This is a genomic window from Anaerotruncus sp. 1XD42-93 (genome assembly GCF_009917605.1).
Classification (GTDB): Bacteria; Bacillota; Clostridia; order Oscillospirales; family Ruminococcaceae; genus Anaerotruncus.
Map to the genome: position 1 here is coordinate 20,041 of NZ_QZEG01000010.1, position 13,592 is coordinate 33,632.

13 protein-coding genes are annotated in these 13,592 nt (G+C 51.9%); all 13 read left to right on the top strand.

Translation table 11 applies throughout. From position 1 onward, the window contains the following. The first annotated feature begins 5 nt into the window (after window positions 1-5). Window positions 6-1,322, top strand: coding sequence for a replicative DNA helicase (gene dnaB, locus D5269_RS05780; RefSeq protein ID WP_051142468.1), 1,317 nt, complete (start codon window positions 6-8; stop codon window positions 1,320-1,322). Continuing rightward, window positions 1,312-2,694, top strand: a complete 1,383-nt coding sequence (gene tilS, locus D5269_RS05785) for a tRNA lysidine(34) synthetase TilS (RefSeq protein ID WP_158604872.1) — start codon at window positions 1,312-1,314, stop codon at window positions 2,692-2,694. Before dnaB ends, tilS begins: the two co-directional genes overlap by 11 nt. A gap of 4 nt (window positions 2,695-2,698) precedes the next feature. Beyond that, on the top strand, window positions 2,699-3,256 hold the full coding sequence (hpt, locus tag D5269_RS05790) for a hypoxanthine phosphoribosyltransferase (RefSeq protein ID WP_243126654.1): 558 nt from the start codon (window positions 2,699-2,701) through the stop codon (window positions 3,254-3,256). 38 nt (window positions 3,257-3,294) lie between these two features. Then, window positions 3,295-5,391: an ATP-dependent zinc metalloprotease FtsH gene (gene ftsH, locus D5269_RS05795; protein ID WP_256374357.1), complete on the top strand. Its 2,097-nt coding sequence runs from the start codon at window positions 3,295-3,297 to the stop codon at window positions 5,389-5,391. Window positions 5,392-5,413: 22 nt separating this feature from the next. Beyond that, window positions 5,414-6,355 carry a hexose kinase gene (locus tag D5269_RS05800; RefSeq protein ID WP_120484090.1) on the top strand — a complete coding sequence of 314 codons (942 nt, stop codon included), beginning with the start codon at window positions 5,414-5,416 and terminating at the stop codon, window positions 6,353-6,355. A 10-nt stretch (window positions 6,356-6,365) separates the two neighbouring features. Next, window positions 6,366-6,893 carry an isochorismatase family cysteine hydrolase gene (locus tag D5269_RS05805; RefSeq protein WP_120484091.1) on the top strand — a complete coding sequence of 176 codons (528 nt, stop codon included), beginning with the start codon at window positions 6,366-6,368 and terminating at the stop codon, window positions 6,891-6,893. Window positions 6,894-7,144: 251 nt separating this feature from the next. Next, window positions 7,145-7,858, top strand: coding sequence for a Bax inhibitor-1/YccA family protein (locus D5269_RS05810; protein ID WP_016316229.1), 714 nt, complete (start codon window positions 7,145-7,147; stop codon window positions 7,856-7,858). Window positions 7,859-8,211: 353 nt separating this feature from the next. Next, complete coding sequence (locus tag D5269_RS05815) at window positions 8,212-8,952, top strand: SDR family NAD(P)-dependent oxidoreductase (protein ID WP_207709103.1); 741 nt, start codon at window positions 8,212-8,214, stop codon at window positions 8,950-8,952. A 99-nt stretch (window positions 8,953-9,051) separates the two neighbouring features. Then, on the top strand, window positions 9,052-10,149 hold the full coding sequence (locus D5269_RS05820; RefSeq protein ID WP_016316231.1) for a DctP family TRAP transporter solute-binding subunit: 1,098 nt from the start codon (window positions 9,052-9,054) through the stop codon (window positions 10,147-10,149). Window positions 10,150-10,285: 136 nt separating this feature from the next. Next, on the top strand, window positions 10,286-10,792 hold the full coding sequence (locus D5269_RS05825; protein ID WP_016316232.1) for a TRAP transporter small permease: 507 nt from the start codon (window positions 10,286-10,288) through the stop codon (window positions 10,790-10,792). Between the two features lies 1 nt (window position 10,793). Further along, window positions 10,794-12,059 carry a TRAP transporter large permease gene (locus tag D5269_RS05830; protein ID WP_158604873.1) on the top strand — a complete coding sequence of 422 codons (1,266 nt, stop codon included), beginning with the start codon at window positions 10,794-10,796 and terminating at the stop codon, window positions 12,057-12,059. A gap of 21 nt (window positions 12,060-12,080) precedes the next feature. Continuing rightward, window positions 12,081-12,845, top strand: coding sequence for an SDR family oxidoreductase (locus tag D5269_RS05835; RefSeq protein ID WP_120484094.1), 765 nt, complete (start codon window positions 12,081-12,083; stop codon window positions 12,843-12,845). Between the two features lie 222 nt (window positions 12,846-13,067). Beyond that, entirely contained in the window at window positions 13,068-13,577 is a 510-nt protein-coding gene (locus tag D5269_RS05840; protein WP_016316235.1) for a C-GCAxxG-C-C family protein, read from the top strand. Window positions 13,578-13,592 lie beyond the last annotated feature (15 nt).

Consider the following 13,592-nt stretch of genomic DNA (forward strand, 5'->3'; position numbering starts at 1 on the left):
AGCAGATGCCCTATAATCTGGAGGCGGAACAGAGCGTACTTGGCGCAGTCCTGATTGACCCGGCCTGCTTCGGGGAGGTTATGGAAAACCTGCGTCCCGAGGCGTTTTACCGGCCCCAGCACCAGCAAGTCTATGAAGTGATGATGAACATGTTCAACCAGAGCCGGACCATGGATTTCATCACCATCCTTGATGCGGTGAAAACCGAAGGGATTTTTGAGACCGATGAAGACGCAAAAATCTACTTGACCAATCTGGCGCAGGTGGTGCCGTCCTCCAACAATGTCGAGGCTTATAGCCGGATTGTGCGTGAAAAATTTTATGTCCGGCGGCTGATCACCGCATCACGCGGGATTATTGAGATGGCGCAGGAGGGGCAGACCGAATCCGATCTGCTTTTAGATAGCGCGGAACAGCGGATTTTTGAGATTCGGCAGGGACGCAACACAAGTGCATTCAAGCATATTCGGACTGCAATTACCGAGACTTATGAGACGCTGCAGAGGCTTTCGGGAGAGGATCGCGATCGGTACAGGGGGCTTTCGACTGGTTATCCAGCGCTCGACAAGGTGATTACCGGCCTGAACCGCACCGACTTGATCCTCGTGGCGGCGCGTCCCGGCATGGGAAAGACTTCGTTCGCGCTCAACATCGCAGAGAATGTCTCAACCAAATCCCAAAAGACAGTTGCGATCTTTTCGCTTGAGATGAGCAGTGAGCAGCTTGCCCAGCGCCTACTCTCATCGCAGGCATTGGTGGAAGGCAAGTCGTTGCGTACAGGGGAGCTTTCGGGGGATGACTGGGTCCGGATCGCGATGGCGTCCCAGGTGCTTTCCAAAGCGAACATCTACTTAGACGATACTCCAGGCATCACGATCGGGGAGATGAAGGCCAAACTGCGCCGGCTCAAGCAGGTTGATTTGGTCATCATCGACTATTTGCAGCTGATGTCCTCGGGACGTCGGATCGAAAACCGCGTACAGGAGGTTTCGGAGATCACCCGGAATCTCAAGATTATGGCAAAAGAGATGAATGTCCCGCTGATCACCCTTTCCCAGCTCTCGCGTGGACCCGAATCCCGCGCGGATCATAAGCCGATGCTTTCCGATCTGCGCGAATCCGGCTCGATCGAGCAGGATGCAGATATCGTCCTGCTGCTCTACCGTGAAGATTACTACGCCCGTGAGGAGGCGGAGGAGCGCAATATCGCCAACTGTGATGTTGCGAAAAACCGCCATGGCGAGGTCGGGGTGGTCAAGCTCGGCTGGGACAGCAGATACACAAGATTTACCAATTTGGAGTTATCACGACATGAACCGTAAGGCATTGGCCGCAATCATAGAATATGGAATGTTAAAGCAGGGTGACACGGTGATCGCCGCCGTTTCGGGCGGCGCAGATTCGGTCGCTCTGCTCGATTTTTTGTGCTCGCTTTCCGGCTGGAACCTCAAAATCCGCGCCTGCCATCTTAACCATTGCCTGCGCGGTGAGGAGAGCGACCGGGACGAGCAGTTTGTATGCACCATGTGCCGCGAATATGGGGTTCCGCTTGATGTGAAGCGGGTACAGGTTGCCGAGGACGCGCGGTCGCAGGGTCTTTCCCTCGAGACAGCGGCGCGCGAAGCGCGGTATGCGTTTTTCGCGGAACTGGCGGAACAGTACAGCGGCAGGGTGGCGACCGCACACACCCTTTCGGACAACGCCGAAACGGTGCTGCTCAACCTCGCACGCGGTACTGGGATCGCTGGGATTTGCGGTATCCCGCCGGTGCGGGACGGCTGGGTCATCCGCCCATTGATCTCCTGTACCCGTACTGAAATTGAAGAATATTGTGCGGGGCATGGGCTTTGCTATGTCACCGATAGCACTAATCTTTCAAGCGACTACACCCGCAACCACATTCGCCGCAGTGTAATCCCCAGCCTTGACCGGGTCAACCCGGATCTGCTGGGGGCGATCGGGCGGATGTCTGCGCATCTTCGGCGGGATGCTGCCTATCTTGAGCGGCAGGCCGCGCTTGCCACTCAGCAGATTTCTACAGGGGACGGGCTGGATGCAGAGCAGCTGCGTGCACTCGATCCGGCACTGCGCAGCAGGGTGATCGCCGGTCTGCTCGAACAGTGCGGCGCGGAACGGTCGTCCGACCGGATCGCCTTGGTGGATGGGATGCTCGATCCCGGCAGTCGCAGATATGTGCTCCAGGTCGGGAGTGACCGTTACATAGCCCTGCGCAATGGGGTTTTGCGTGCGGAACGGCGGGAACGTCGTAAATCCGAGCCGCTTGTTCCTCATGCGCTCCCCAAAAACCGACTGGATGGAGAGTGTTTTGCACTTGGGCAGGGAAAATCCATCACATTTTCAATACTAAACTGTGAAGATTATGAAATTTTTGAGAATAATAGCGATTCAGGCTTAAAAAACGCGGTCGATTATGATAAAATAAGCAATGATATTTTTGTGCGTTCCAGACAGTCGGGAGACCGGCTCCATCAGGCGGGGCGCGGCTGCGGCAAGTCGCTGAAAAAGCTCTATTCCGAGCTGGGCCTGTCCGGGCGCGACCGGCTCTGCGTTATCGCGGACGATGAGGGGGTCGTGTTCGCACAGGGCGCGGGCGTGGATGAGCGTGTCAAAATAGACAGGAGGACCAGGAGAGTTCTGGCTTTTCTGATTTTGGAGCAAGAGACGGAGGAATAAGGATATGGCAATCGCAACGGCAATGGAGCAGGATATAAAGCGGGTGCTTGTCAGCGAGGAACAGATTCGGGAAAAGGTCGCTGAACTGGGTGCAAAAATTTCGGCTGACTACGGGGACAAAAAGCTGCTGGTGCTCGGTGTGCTCAAGGGTTCGTTTGTCTTTATGGCTGATCTGGTGCGCCAGATCAGCGTCCCCTGTGAGATGGAATTTATGGCGGTTTCCAGCTACCATGCCGGCGTAAAAACTTCCGGGGTGGTTAAGATAATTAAGGATATTGACATCAATCCGCAGGACTACCATATCCTGATTGTGGAGGACATCCTCGACAGCGGACTCACCCTCAGCTATTTGAAGACGATGCTGCTTCAACGCGGCGCAACCGGCATCCGGATCGCGACCCTGCTTGACAAACCTTCCCGCCGTAAAGCAAACATCAGGGCGGATTATTGTGGGTTCGAGGTACCGGATGCGTTTGTGGTCGGTTACGGGCTGGACTATGCCGAGCAATACCGCAGCCTGCCTTATGTCGGCGAGCTGAAGCCCGAAGTCTATGAAAAATAAGCGCGCTCTGATCGCAGCTTGACAGGAGTGAAACAGATTTGAACAAAAGAACAAAGGGCATCGGCATTTATATTTCGGTCTTTCTCTTGCTGATGCTGATGGCGATGGTGCTCTTCTCTTCGATGCAGCAGCCCGCCAGCACCGTGAACTATTCGGAGGTGGTCGGTTATTTTGAGCGGCAGGAGGTCAAAGCGTTCGAGCTGGATCTCGGCACTGGTATGCTCAAAGTTAAGTTCACCGGCGAAGAGGGCAAGGAAAAAACGCTGGAATATAAGGTGCCAAATACCGCCCTTTTCCTGAACGATGTCTATTACGACAAGTACGACGGAGCGCCGTCCTATGTCAGGAGCTACAATGAGGCGCACCCGGATGCGCCCATGGATTTTGACATCATCCGTCCGCGTGAGACACCGTGGTGGGTCAATCTGCTCCCTTCGCTGTTGCTGCTTGGTGCGCTGATCTTCTTCTATGTGATGATGATGCGGCAGGCACGCGGTGGTGGCGCAGGCGGTATGATGAGTTTTGGCAAGGCCAAGCCCCGTACCCCTGAGGACGGCCCGAAAGTCACTTTCTCGGATGTCGCGGGTGCGGACGAGGAAAAGGAGGAGCTGGTCGAGATCGTCGAGTTCCTGAAGGCCCCTTCCAAGTTCAATGCGCTCGGTGCGCGGATTCCCAAGGGTGTCCTGCTGATGGGGCCTCCGGGAACCGGTAAAACCCTGCTTGCCAAGGCGGTCGCAGGGGAAGCGGGGGTTCCATTCTTCTCGATCTCCGGTTCCGACTTTGTGGAGATGTTTGTCGGTGTCGGTGCGTCCCGTGTGCGCGACCTGTTTGAGCAGGCGAAAAAACATGCCCCATCGATCATCTTCATCGACGAGATCGACGCGGTGGGACGCCAGCGCGGCGCGGGTCTCGGCGGTGGACACGACGAGCGGGAACAGACCCTTAACCAGATGCTGGTTGAGATGGACGGCTTTGGTACCAATGCAGGTGTTATCATCATCGCCGCGACCAACCGAAGGGATATTCTGGACCCGGCACTTCTGCGCCCCGGGCGGTTTGACCGTCAGATTGCGGTTGGCTATCCGGATATCAAAGGACGCGAGGCGATTCTGCGGGTTCACACCAAAAATAAGCCGATCGCACCGGATGTTAACCTGCGGGTGATCGCGTCCTCGACTGTTGGGTTTACTGGCGCAGACCTCGAGAACCTCACCAATGAAGCGGCCCTGCTTGCGGCGAAGAAGGATCGAAAAGCGATCACAATGGCTGAGATCGAGGAAGCGACGATTAAGGTCATCGCTGGACCGGAGAAACGGTCGCATGTGGTCACAGAAAAAGACAAAAAGCTCACCTCTTACCACGAAGCGGGACACGCAATCTGCACCTATTATCTGCCGACACAGGATCCGGTGCATCAGATTTCGATTGTACCGCGTGGGATGGCGGGCGGTTATACCCTTTCTCTGCCGGGAGAGGACAAATCCTATGTCACCAAGCGGGAGATGGCGGAAAATATTGTCACTCTGCTGGGCGGACGGATGGCGGAGGAGCTGGTGCTCGAGGACATCTCGACTGGTGCTTCCAATGACATCGAGCGTGCTACCAAGGTGGCGCACAATATGGTCATGCGTTATGGTTTTTCGGAGAAGCTTGGACCGATTGTCTATGGGCACGACAGCAACGAGGTATTCCTTGGACGTGACTTCAGCAGCACTCCCAGTTATTCCGAGAATGTTGCCGCAGAAATTGATGCGGAGGTGCGTGGGATCATTGACACTGCCCGTGAGCGCGCCCGGGATATCCTGACCGAGCACATGGATCAGCTGCATAAGGTTGCGCAGTTCCTCTTTGAGAATGAGAAGATGGCAGCAAACGAGTTTGAAGCAATGATGACTGGGCAGCCGATGCCTGAAAAACCGGACTATTCGATCTATAGCAGCCATGCGGCGCACGATCCAAATCAGGTGACTGCACAGACCGAGCCGGTTTCGGAGCAGCTAGCAGATTCTGCAGCATCGGAACGGCCGCCGGCAGCAGACGGAGACCAGACAGTTTCCGCAGCAGAAGAACCAGCGCATCAGGCTGAATCGGAGCTGGAGTCCCAGAACGAGAACCAAACAGACAGTGAGAGATGAAGCCATAAGAGGTGACCGAACAATGATGTTTGATAAAATCATAACCCTGTCGCTCAACCCGGCGGCGGATGTTACCTGCTATGTAGATAATTTTGAAGCCGGTAGCGAACATGTGGTACAATCGGAGCTTTATGACGCGGCAGGAAAGGCGGTCGATGTATCACGTGTACTCCAGAGTTACGAGATTGCGAATACTGCGCTGATTGTTGCAGGGCAGGATAATAGTCGGCGATATTTTGCGCGGCTCAAGGATGAGAATGTCACCACTCGGGTGATCTACACCGAAGGGCGTATCCGTGAGAATATCAGCATCATCACACCGGATGGACAGCAAACCCGTCTGGTACGGAAAAGCCCGAAAATCAGTTTTCGCACCATCAACGAACTGGAGGGGGTGCTCTCCGAAGAGATCAAACCTGCAACGCTCGTGGTGGTGGCGGGAGTGATGCCGGATGGCATCACGGACGAAATCCTCTGTGAGATCTGTGCGTTCATCAAGGAGGCGGGCGGGATTATCGCGCTTGATACCCGCTCTGCAACGCTTGAGATTATCCAGAGAGTACGTCCCTGGGTAGTAAAGCCGAATTATGAAGAACTTTGTGCGCTCGTTGGCAGGGAACTGCATACACTTGAAGAGATGAAAGAGGCTGTACACGAGCTGGCGCGGGCGGGGGCTTCCCATGTTCTCGCCAGTTTAGGCGCAGAGGGAATGATCTATACAGACGGGGAACATATCTATAAGGCAGATGTCCCCGAACTTTCAGAGATCAAGTCGACGATTGGCGCCGGAGATGCTGCACTGGCGGGCTTCATCATTGCCAATGATTACAAATATGATGTCAAGCGGTCGGTGCAGTTTGCGGCGGCGTTTGGAACAGCTTCCTGTCTGATCGAAGGGACCAATCCGCCCCGCAGAATTTCGGTTGCAATGATTAACAATCAGGTCTCGGTCTATGAAATTTAGAGGTTGTTCGATGAAAAAGTTATTGGTAGTTGTAGATTTTCAAAATGATTTTGTTGACGGAAGTCTCGGTTTTTTCGAGGCAAAGCAGCTCGAGCAACCGATCTGCCAGAAGATATCCCAATATCGGGCGGAGGGTGCACAGGTTGCATTCACCTTTGATACGCATGGGGCAGATTATCTGGATACGCAGGAGGGAAGATTGCTGCCGATCCCGCATTGTACAAAAAGTACACAAGGTTGGGACCTTTATGGAAAAGTCGCCGGATTGCGGGAAGCAGATGATCCCTGCTTCGAGAAGTCTGCCTTTGGATCTCCAGAATTGGCACACTATGTGGCAAAAAACGGGTTTGAGCGGGTCGAGCTGTGTGGGCTGGTTTCCAATATCTGTGTCATTTCAAATGCAGTATTGATCAAAGCTTCCCTTCCAGAGGCGGAAGTCGTTGTGGATGCGGCGTGCACCTCTTGCGCTGACCCAGAGATGAACCGGAAGGCACTGGATGTGATGGAGGGGCTTCAAATCCGGGTAATTGGCCGCTGACCTTTAAAAAAAGTCGGAGGTATTGGCATCTTTTTTGGCTGAGAAGGCGGAGCTGTTGGAATTACCTGTTATTTGGGGCTGGACGCGCGGCCCATTTGGGGGTATACTATAGATAGCGGCGACTACTTGGGAGCGTATGGGACAGAAACAATCAGCCGTTATAGTCGATGCACGTGAAGGCAGATTGCTGTCTTGGTGAAATTTGACTATAAAATCAACTCCCGATAAGGGGTATAGAAAGGATTGATCGTATGGAGTATCGCACTGACCCCGCTGATCTGAGCGCATTGGAGCTGGAAAAGAATCGAAGCCCGCTTTATAAACATGTGGCGAAGACCTATGCATGGATGTTCCTCGGGTTGGCCCTCACCTTTACAACAGCTTACGCATTGATCGCGACCGGCCTTGTCTGGTTTGTGTTTATGACTTGGTGGCTGCCGCTTGCTCTGTTAATCGGGGAACTGGTTCTTGTGGGTTTTCTCACAAGCCGGATCGCACAATATTCAGTCGGAAAGGTCAAGGCAATTTTTATTGGTTACTCCCTTCTTAGTGCGGTGACCTTCTCGGCAGTCTTATTGATGTACCAGGCACAGAGCGTAATTCTTGCGTTTGGTGTCGCAGCAGTTTTCTTCGGCACAATGGCAGCGTTTGGGCTGGTTACAAAACGGGATGTTTCCGGCTTCCGCTGGGTCATTCTGGCCGGCTTAATTGCGTTGCTTGTGATGCAGCTTGTAGCGACGATTTTCCATTTGCAGGGTTTGGATACTGTGCTTTGCTTTGTTGGTCTGGCGCTCTTCATGGGTATTACTACCTATGACGCAAAACGTACCAAAGATTATTACTATCTGTTTGAGGGCAATGCGCAGATGCTTGACAAGATGGCGATTTATTCCGCCCTTGCCCTTTATCTCGATTTTATGAACATCTTTCTTTACCTGCTCCGGTTGTTCGGAAAACGCAAGTAAGTATAAAATCCTGTCCCATATGGGGCAGGATTTTTGGTAAATCATTTTTATTGCATATCAAAAAACAGATTCTAACCATTAGATATGGGTGGAATCTGTTTTTTTGATATAAATTTGAAATCTTATTGAAAAAATAAATGAAAATAAATCGTCGAAATAGCTAAAATAAAATATTTAATATTAGAAAAATAGTAAAAAATAAAAAAACCATTGACTTTTAGGGTGAATAGAGTGTATATTGGTTTTGTGGTCTGATGGATTGATGATTAATCAACTCAAACAAACCACATAAAAGAAGGGCAACGATACAATGGACGAAGAGGAAGGAAGAAAGGAAGGGATGAAAAATAAGACTGGAAGGTAAAAAAGCGGTTATCACTGGAAGTGCCAGCGGATTTGGCAAGGAAACAGCGCTTCTTTTTGCGCGGGAAGGGGCAGAAATTTCACTTTTGGACATCAATGCCGAGTCAGCACAAAAGGTGGCCACAGAGATCGCAAAGATTGGAGGTCGGGCACATGTGATGCAGGTGGATGTTTCAGAGGAAGAGAGTGTAAAATCGGCATTCTCTCAAGCTCTGGAACAGATGCATACAGTGGATATTCTGATTAACTGCGCAGGATATGGAAGAAGTTCGCGGATTCAGGACTTGACATTGGAACAGTGGCGGCGTCTGATTGATGTGAATATGACTGGAACTTTTTTATGCTGCCGTGAGATCATTCCTCACATGGTTGAAAGACAATGCGGAAAGATCGTCAATCTTGCATCAATCTGCGCCCAGACCGGTCGGATGGTCGCCGTCGATTATGCGGGATCAAAAAGCGGAATTGTGGGCATAACAAGGGCGCTGGCCCTTCAGGTAGCGGCAGACGGCATCAATGTCAATGCGATTGCGCCAGGCCCTGTTGTGACTCCTCTTTTTGAGAAAAACTACACAACAGAGCAGATGAACAGTCTTCTCAGCACGATCCCGTTCAAACGCAAGGGAACCCCAACAGATATTGCGAATCTCCTGCTTTTTCTCTCCAGCGATGAGAGCGGATGGATCACAGGAGAAGTCATCGCGATCAATGGCGGTGCATTCATCGGCTGATCCGGTTAAACAGAGGCGGAAACAGTCCTGGAATCTGAAATCCTGATTCCGAGACGGGAGTAGATTTCCATAGAAATGATACGAATTGGAGGAATTACAATGAAGATGAAGAAAAGAACCCTGAGTTTGGTTTCCTCAATCCTGGTTGCGGCTTTTCTGACAGCTTGTGGGCAGGGTGCGGCCTCTTCCGCTCCCGCGAGCAGTGCGGCGACCCCCAGCCAACCGGCAGCACAGTCACAGGCGTCGTCTGCGCCGGCGGCGGACAGTTCTGCGGATTTCCCCGAAATGACCATCAATGTCGGACACAGCGTTGCAACGGATCATGGCTACCATAAGGGGTTGGAACAGTTCAAAGCGACGGTGGAAGAGAAGACCGGCGGCAAAGTGAAGGTGGAGATTCACGCGTCCTCTTCTCTGGGTTCCGAGCGCGAAATGATCGAAGCGCTTCAGCTGGGTACGCTTGAGATGTGTCTGGCGGCGACTTCGCAGCTCACCAGCTTCGTACCGCAGTATCAGGTTTTTGACCTTCCCTATATCTTTACCAGCCGAGACCAGGCATGGGATACGCTCGATGGTGAGTTGGGCGAGGAGATGCTCGGAATGCTGGAAAGCAAAGGTCTGGTAGGGCTTGGATTCTACGAGGTCGGCTTTAGAAACTTCACCAACAGCATCAATCCGATTAACACGCCTGCGGATGTTTCCGGCAAAAAATTCCGTACTATGGAAACCCCGGTTCACGTACAGGCAATTGGTTACTGGGGTGGCAACGCGATTTCGATGCCGATTGGCGAGGTCTATACCGCGCTTCAGACCAAGACCATTGACGGGCAGGAAAACCCACTTTCGATCATCCTCTCCCAGAAGCTGTATGAGGTTCAGAAATACATCTCGGTTTCCGAACATTTCTACACCGGCACCCCGCTGCTGATTTCCAAAACCCTCTGGGATCAGATGACTCCGGAGCTACAGGCAATCATCGTGGAAGCCGCACATGGTGGACGCGATGTCTGCCGACAGACCAATCTGGCTGCCGAGGAGGCAGCAATCGGTGTATTTGAGGAATATGGCTGCGAGATCAACAATGCGGATAAGGATGCATTTAAGGCGACTGCCGAAGATATCTATGCGATGTTTGCAGGCGAGATTGGACAGGACCTGATTGATAAATTTGTAGCTGCTGCGGAAAATTACAAGTAACCAGACCGGAGCGGAACTGCGGCAGACATCTTCCTGTCTGCCGCAGCTTCCATCAGACCCGGTTTGGACCGTTTCTTAAAAAACAACGAAAGGAGCGTATGTTTACACTCGTTTTTGTTGGGTGTGGAGCATACATGTGTATGTGATTATGCTCAAAACCATTGAGAACATCCTCAACACAGTGGAAAAAATCTTTTTGCAGATTCTTTTTGTCGCTATGACACTGGTCGTGTTGATCGCCGTATTCAACCGGATCACTGTCAATGCCCAGATGGCCTGGTCGGACGAGCTGTCTAGATACCTGTTTGTATGGCTTACGTTTATCGCTGCTGCCTATGCCGCAGGCGGCAAAGCCCATATCGGCGTTACAGCCTTGGTCGATATCTTTCCTCCCGCAATGAAGAGAGTAGTCGAGCTGTTGACCTATCTTCTTTGCCTGGGCCTGAGCTTTATCCTTGTCTATTTTACGGCTATCATCATGCGGACACAGATTCAATATGGACAGATTTCTCCATCCTTGCGTCTGCCGATGCAATATGCATATGCGGGAATGGCGGTTGGAGGGATATTCATGGCGATCCACTTCCTCCTGCACATCTGCAATTTCTTTGCAAAGCCAAATTCTGAGGAGAAAGGAGAATAGTATGTCGGCATTGATTCTTTTGGGTTCCTTCATGATTCTGGTCGCTTTCGGCATCCCAATCGCATTCTGCACAGGGCTGTCTGCGCTGGTTTCGCTGGTTGTCGCAGGTACGCCGCTCAGTGCGGTCGCACAACGGGTCTTTGCCGCGACCGACTCGTTCACCCTTCTGGCGATCCCGTTTTTTATGCTTTCCGGCAAACTGATGGAATACGGCGGCATTTCCAAACGGATCATCCGTCTGGTTGAGACGCTCGTCGGGTATGTTGCTGGCGGTATGGCGGTCGTTTCGACTATCGCATGCATGTTTTTTGGAGCAGTCTGCGGCTCTTCCACTGGGACAGTAGCTGCGATCGGTTCGATCATGATGCCCTCTATGGAAGAAAATAACTATGACAAGGGATTTGCCGGTGCAGTGATCTCCACCGCAGGCTCGCTGGGCATCCTGATCCCACCGAGCATCCCGATGATTATTTATGCGGTTTCGCAGGGTGCGTCAGTCTCCGATCTGTTCACCGCGGGAATCGAGGTTGGGGTGATTTCCGGTGTGGCACTGATTATCTACATCATGATCAAATCGAAAAAGTGTGGGTACAAGGGACTGGACACCCGGCCCAGCGTTCAGGAAGTCTGGGTCGCCTTCAAGGACGCGATTCTGGCGCTTCTGATGCCGGTCATCATTCTGGGCGGCATTTACGGTGGATTCTTTACCCCGACTGAGGCGGCTGCGGTTGCCTGTCTGTATGGATTTATTGTAGGATGCTTTGTCTATAAGCAGTTCCGCCTTAGTGATGTCCCTGAGATCATCCTGGTTTCAGCGAAAAACACAGCTACAGTTATGTTCATTATCGCGACCTCTTCGCTATTCGGCTGGCAGATGACCATTTTGCAGATTCCGCAGTCGATCGCAACCGGGATTCTCTCGGTTACCACCAGCAAAATTTTGATCATCCTGATTATGCTGGTCTTTCTGGTGATCGTAGGTACTTTCATGGAAGGGAACGCTTATCTTGTAATCCTCGCTCCACTGCTGGCTCCGATTGCTACCGCATTAGGTTTGAGCCTGGTGCAGTTTGGTCTGGTCATGGTGGTTTCGATCTGCGTGGGCACGATCACGCCTCCGCTAGGACTGAACATGTTCTGTATCTGTGGTATTTATGATGTAAAGATCGAGCAGGTCATAAAAAATATCATTCCATTTGTCCTAATTATGATCGGAGTGCTCATGCTGGTTGCGTTTGTGCCGGCGGCAAGTATGCTGTTTTTATGATCAAAGAAAGGAAGGAAATCTATGGCATTTCATCTTGAAAATAAAGTGATCTTTATTTCCGGCGGGGCAGGGGATATTGGCAGCGCGATCGTCAAGGGCTTTGTAGACGAAAGCTGCCGGATCATTCTCGGTGACCTGAATCTGGAAGCGGCAGAGAATCTGAAAGCACAGTTCCCGGAAGCGGATATTTTCCCTCTACAAACCGACATCACCAATGAAGATTCGATCGAGCAGGCGGTTAAAACGGTTGGAAAACTCTATGGACGGGTGGATGTACTGGTGAATGTTGCAGGGATTCTCTGCCGAAAATCGGTGTTTGAGACCGAAAAGAGCGACTTTGAAAAATCAATGGCAGTAAATGTGATCGGAGCGTTCTTGCTGACCAAGGCGATGATCCCTCTGCTCAAGGAAAGCGACAGTGGATCGATCATCAATATCAGCAGTCTGAACGGCTCTGCAGCGGCTGAAAACCGCATCGTCTACGGTGCGACCAAGGCGGCTCTGGATATGCTCTCCAAATCTTTTGCTTTGGAACTGGGAGAGTTCGGGATTACTGTGAACTCGATTGCACCTGGCGTCGTGGACAGCAAAATGTGTCGGGTGCGTCTGAATACCGAGGAAAAGGTGCAGTCATTCTGCCGGTATATCCCGCTCGGACGCCTCACAACGCCGGAAGATGTCGCTGGATGTACTCTTTTCCTGTCTTCTTCCTATGCACGCGGCATCACTGGTGACGTAATGCTGGTCGATGGCGGCATCATTGCAAGGCAGGCGCTTCCCAGATAAGGGCAGTGGTTGTTTGATGGGCTGAAAAAAGCGGCTCCCATATTTTCAACAGTCTCGAGGCGGAGATGCTGCGGGGAGCCGCTTACAGCAGTTTGGTTCCAGCGTTGATAATCAGTAAACGTGCTCTGCACATCGATCAGTTTTTAACCTATGCTTCAAAATAATGGGTTATTTTCAATTATATTCTATGTTAAAATTTTTATATTACGGAGGGATAGAACGATGGAAAACGTAAATTCTGTCAAAAAACTGGCCTATGATCTCGCTTATTTTTATGAAAAGGAGTATGGCTGCTGCTCCCAGTGTGTCATAGGAGCAATCAAAAATACGATTGGCAGCAGGATTTCGGACGACGTTTTCAAGTCTGCTACCGGGCTTGGTGCGGGGCTTGCAGGCGCTGGATATGCGTGCGGCGCACTTACCGGAGGGATCATGGCGTTAAGTTGTTTTGTCGGACGTGACATCTCGGATTTCCCGGACCCGGAAGGAATCCGCTTTAAGACCTTCCAGCTTTCCCGCCGTCTGGTTGACAGGTTTGAGGAAGAGTATGGGGAATGCGGCGGTGACTGTTCCGCAGTTCAGACTAAACTGATGGGCCGTTCCTACGACATTCTGAAAGGGGAGCGCGACGACTTTATCAACGCCGGCGGACATGATGACATCTGTCCGAGTGTCTGCGGAAAGGCAGCGGAATGGGTGGTCGACATTCTGAACGAGGAGGGCCTAATCTAAAGAGCCGATGCGGAA

Excerpts from the sequence above, each read along its gene's own strand:
- hpt (WP_243126654.1), top strand. The coding sequence starts at position 2,699 with ATGGCAATCGCAACGGCAATGGAGCAGGATATAAAGCGGGTGCTTGTC.
- D5269_RS05835 (WP_120484094.1), top strand. The coding sequence starts at position 12,081 with ATGGCATTTCATCTTGAAAATAAAGTGATCTTTATTTCCGGCGGGGCA.
- D5269_RS05840 (WP_016316235.1), top strand. The coding sequence starts at position 13,068 with ATGGAAAACGTAAATTCTGTCAAAAAACTGGCCTATGATCTCGCTTAT.
- D5269_RS05810 (WP_016316229.1), top strand. The coding sequence starts at position 7,145 with ATGGAGTATCGCACTGACCCCGCTGATCTGAGCGCATTGGAGCTGGAA.
- D5269_RS05830 (WP_158604873.1), top strand. The coding sequence starts at position 10,794 with ATGTCGGCATTGATTCTTTTGGGTTCCTTCATGATTCTGGTCGCTTTC.
- tilS (WP_158604872.1), top strand. The coding sequence starts at position 1,312 with ATGAACCGTAAGGCATTGGCCGCAATCATAGAATATGGAATGTTAAAG.
- dnaB (WP_051142468.1), top strand. The coding sequence starts at position 6 with ATGCCCTATAATCTGGAGGCGGAACAGAGCGTACTTGGCGCAGTCCTG.
- D5269_RS05805 (WP_120484091.1), top strand. The coding sequence starts at position 6,366 with ATGAAAAAGTTATTGGTAGTTGTAGATTTTCAAAATGATTTTGTTGAC.
- D5269_RS05820 (WP_016316231.1), top strand. The coding sequence starts at position 9,052 with ATGAAGATGAAGAAAAGAACCCTGAGTTTGGTTTCCTCAATCCTGGTT.
- D5269_RS05800 (WP_120484090.1), top strand. The coding sequence starts at position 5,414 with ATGATGTTTGATAAAATCATAACCCTGTCGCTCAACCCGGCGGCGGAT.